This is a genomic window from Fulvivirga kasyanovii (genome assembly GCF_009711405.1).
In the GTDB taxonomy this organism is placed as follows: Bacteria; Bacteroidota; Bacteroidia; order Cytophagales; family Cyclobacteriaceae; genus Fulvivirga; species Fulvivirga kasyanovii.
In genome coordinates this window covers 13,320-16,972 of sequence record NZ_SMLW01000641.1, presented here as the reverse complement: position 1 = coordinate 16,972, position 3,653 = coordinate 13,320, and the positions used below count along the sequence as shown (strand labels likewise).

Below are 3,653 nucleotides of genomic sequence, written 5' to 3'. Positions count from 1 at the left end.
TACTTGCTTTACTTTCCAATCCATTTACTCTACAGGTTTTACATGATCCAATAAGAGGCTTACTAATATGGTTGCAAGCTTACTTCCAGTCTGCTTAAGAGATTTCCGAGCTATTATGAGGAAATTAAAAGTAGGAGAGGGTTGAATTTGACCATCTTGTTTAGGTTTAGAACGGATGGCCAAATTCGGTTTAGGTGATCAGGGTTTACTATGGTAAGGTAAAGACCTCTTCAGGCGCCTTTGGGTACAAGGCTGGTTAGTGCCTGAGAGATATTTTAATTTTTAGCAAGAGTCGTCGCTGCAAATCTGCGCTCCTTGTGATAAACACGCTATTTTAATAGATGCACCACCTCCGCAAAGGAAGCCGGTAGCACCTCCTTTAGCAATAACAGATGCCTCATCATTAAGACGCGTAATGAAACTTTGAACTTTTAAATCTTCAAGTTTTATTTTCTTGTCTTTCATAATTATAAATTGTTTTTAGTTGGTTTTAGCATGGCGCCAAGTTAGGAAATAAGATATGGGAAGTGTAATAAGTTTTGCCCTAAGACTTACACATGTAAGGTATTTGTTGAAAATGCAAAATATTTGCATTTTCATTGAGTTTCTGACTTTTAAGGTAAAGTGGGGAAAATCCCCCTTTTTGAATTGACCGGCTATTCCTCTTGAAGTATTTTTTATAATTTCAGTTTTTAATTTTAAAATTTACTTAAATCTCCTAACCTATTTTAAATGACTAAAACCATGAAAAACAAAGTAAATAGACTGATCCTTGTATCGTCTGTGGTGTTAATACTTTTAATAGCATACGGCTGCGATGATAAACCAGACGGCGGCGATAGACCAAGTAAGGAAAAACCAAAAGAGACAATTACGCTGGAGAGGGCTCATGAAATGTTTAAAGCCTATCAGGAGCGTTTTGATGTAGTTACAGAGTTTAGAGGCGGAAAGGAAGATGCCCGGTATGGTTGGCATTCCCTGGAATTTTATGAGAACTATATTGCTTACCTGAAACATGCTTCCAGAAAAGCAGGTATAGAAGTATCTGGTATAAGGATGTACTATGTGGCATACCCGGAAGATGATGCATCCGGAGAGCATAGCGGTTATCAAACTTACATCTATGTGCCGACTTACTACGACAAGAAATCAGGTGACCATATAGCTTTTGACCCATTACACATAGGCGATGACGGCGTGCCCTTACCTATTCATGACATTATCGTGAATGGCAAAAGAAGATCTACGGATAAAGACACTGCAGAAGCTGCTATGATGGCGCGTTCTGTAGAAGGAACGGAAAGCTCTGTAGCCAATATGGGTGAAATGTGTGAGCCAAACTGTCCGAAAAACGAAGTTGTAACAGAATCGAATTAAATAAATGACACTATTTGGGCTGATAAAATTTCTTGAGCTTTCATCTGCGATAATCGGCTCAATATATTATAAAAAGTACTCTCATACATTCTTGAGGTACTTTTTATTTTTATTATGGCTGATCACCGGGGTAGAGTTTACCATGTGGTTCCTTAAAATCTATGAGGTAAGTATACAGAATAACTTTGTTTATAACCTGCTCACCTCAGTTCAGTATATATACCTTTTGCTGCTTTACCACCGAACAGTTAAATCCAAAAAGTATAAATTATGGATACTGGCATTTCTGATCATTTTTCTTATATCAATTACCATAAATTTTGTTTGGCTTGACAAATTGATGACTACTTCCGCATTTTCTTCTTACACCTTTACTATGGGAGCAGTCTTTCTTATAGCTTCTATTGGGTTATTCCTGGTAGAGATTTTAAATACTGAGAAGGTACTTTATTTTCAAAAGTACCTTATGTTTTGGATAAGTGCCGGATTGGCTTTCTATTATACTGCCATTATTCCATACATCATAAGCTTAAATTTTCTTCCGGCGTTTCGCTCTACAGGTACATGGACCTTTATTATCTTTACTCTAAACCTGGTAATGTATGGTTGCTTCTGTGTCGGATTTATCGTAAGTAAAAAATTAGCCGATTAAGCTCAGGTAAGATTGCTGGAATGGGAAGCTTATGGAACATGATGTTGTTTTAGGTGCCACAATTACACTAATCGTTTTAGTCGTGATTATTATTATTCTGTTTGGAACATTCCAGGCGAGAAAGAATAAATATATACAGGCTGAAAAGAAGTTTGAAGAGGAGATAGCTAAATCGCAGATGGAGATCCATGAGCAGGCACTCAAAAACATGGGGTGGGAGTTGCATGATAATATTGGACAGTTGCTTTCTGTAGCACGAATGCAGCTCAATATATTGCAGGCCAAACTACCGGGTGGTTATAAAGAAGAAACTGTTGACGTAAGCGAACTTCTGGGTGATTGCCTGAAAGAAATAAGGTTACTATCCAAAACACTAAATCCTGATATAATCAGAGAGATGGGGCTTGTCCAGTCGATCGAGCTGGAGTTGGAGCGGTTCAATAAACTTAACTTTCTGAAAGCCAGGCTTTCGGTAAAAGGGGAAGAGCACGATGTACCTCAAAAGGATGGTATTATTTTGTTCAGAATATTACAGGAGTTTTTTTCCAACGTAATTAAACATTCCAAAGCGCAACATTTGGATGTAAATTTAGAATATTCAGCAAATAAATTATTAATTTCAGCTAAGGACGACGGAGTAGGTTTTGACCATGAGGAAGTCATCAAAGGAGCGGGGCTTATTAACATGAAAAGCCGTGCAAAGCTTATTGGCGCTGAATACAGCATGGCTTCTGAAAAAAACAAAGGGGTAGAGTTAACACTAGAATATAACCTAACGCAGAAAAGCTATGCATGATTATTCTGTTGTAATTGTTGATGATCACTTGTTGTTTGCACAGGCTCTGGAGAACCTGGTAAACACCTTTGATAATTTCAAGGTCCTGTATCAGGTGAACAATGGAAGAGAATTGCTTACACACCTTGAAAAGGATGAAATAGCTCCTGATATTGCCCTGATGGATATTAATATGCCTGTGCTTAATGGTATTGAAACCATGCATATGCTCAATAAAGACCATCCGGATATCAAAGTGCTGGCATTATCTATGGATGATGACGAAGGTACTATTATTAAAATGCTAAGGGCCGGTGCCAAAGGTTATTTGCTTAAGGATATTCATCCGCAGACATTTCATGGTGCGCTCAATGACGTAATCCATAAAGGTTTTTACTACTCTGAAAAGATCACCAGCACGGTTTTAAGTTCTTTGCACAAGGCTGAGGCGCCGGAAGTTATTTTAAAGGACAGGGAAATAGAGTTCCTCAAGCTGGCTTGTACCGAGAAAACCTATAAAGAAATAGCCGGTGATATGTTTCTGAGCCCTAAAACCATAGATGGGTACAGAGAATCATTATTTGAGAAGCTTCAGGTGAAGAGCCGGGTCGGTCTGGTGCTTTATGCTATAAAACACGACTTGTACAAAATCTGAAATATGAAGTTAATCCCTTTATTCTGCAGTTCATCAGCTATTTAGTGGTTTGGACGCGGCCAACTTTCAGGATTACTAAAGAAGCTCTACCTTAGTTTCAATTAAAGCCAACTATAGACAACGAAAATCCCCTTAGAACAAGGTTCTTTGGGGATTTTTGTTTTATGGTAGTTTCTTATTTTCACCTCTTTGCA

The 3,653-nt window shown here is 38.1% G+C and carries 5 protein-coding genes; 4 read left to right on the top strand and 1 reads right to left on the bottom strand.

Translation table 11 applies throughout. The features are described from left to right. Positions 1-282 precede the first annotated feature (282 nt). Complete coding sequence (locus E1163_RS22575; protein ID WP_155174740.1) at positions 283-465, bottom strand: pinensin family lanthipeptide; 183 nt, start codon at positions 463-465, stop codon at positions 283-285. A gap of 279 nt (positions 466-744) precedes the next feature. On the opposite strand from E1163_RS22575, the gene E1163_RS22570 reads away from it, so the two are divergent. Genes E1163_RS22570 through E1163_RS22555 form a run of 4 tightly spaced genes read left to right on the top strand, consistent with a single transcriptional unit; the run spans position 745 to position 3,459 of the window. Beyond that, positions 745-1,377 (top strand): hypothetical protein, encoded by a 633-nt coding sequence (locus E1163_RS22570; RefSeq protein ID WP_155174739.1) that lies wholly within the window; start codon positions 745-747, stop codon positions 1,375-1,377. 4 nt (positions 1,378-1,381) lie between these two features. Further along, positions 1,382-2,029: a hypothetical protein gene (locus E1163_RS22565; RefSeq protein ID WP_155174738.1), complete on the top strand. Its 648-nt coding sequence runs from the start codon at positions 1,382-1,384 to the stop codon at positions 2,027-2,029. 31 nt (positions 2,030-2,060) lie between these two features. Continuing rightward, positions 2,061-2,825 (top strand): sensor histidine kinase, encoded by a 765-nt coding sequence (locus E1163_RS22560; RefSeq protein WP_155174737.1) that lies wholly within the window; start codon positions 2,061-2,063, stop codon positions 2,823-2,825. After that, positions 2,818-3,459 (top strand): response regulator transcription factor, encoded by a 642-nt coding sequence (locus E1163_RS22555; RefSeq protein WP_155174736.1) that lies wholly within the window; start codon positions 2,818-2,820, stop codon positions 3,457-3,459. The genes E1163_RS22560 and E1163_RS22555 overlap by 8 nt, the downstream gene beginning before the upstream one ends. Positions 3,460-3,653 lie beyond the last annotated feature (194 nt).

Coding starts and splice junctions, on each gene's coding strand:
- E1163_RS22555 (WP_155174736.1), top strand. CDS start 2,818: ATGCATGATTATTCTGTTGTAATTGTTGATGATCACTTGTTGTTTGCA.
- E1163_RS22565 (WP_155174738.1), top strand. CDS start 1,382: ATGACACTATTTGGGCTGATAAAATTTCTTGAGCTTTCATCTGCGATA.
- E1163_RS22560 (WP_155174737.1), top strand. CDS start 2,061: ATGGAACATGATGTTGTTTTAGGTGCCACAATTACACTAATCGTTTTA.
- E1163_RS22570 (WP_155174739.1), top strand. CDS start 745: ATGAAAAACAAAGTAAATAGACTGATCCTTGTATCGTCTGTGGTGTTA.
- E1163_RS22575 (WP_155174740.1), bottom strand. CDS start 465: ATGAAAGACAAGAAAATAAAACTTGAAGATTTAAAAGTTCAAAGTTTC.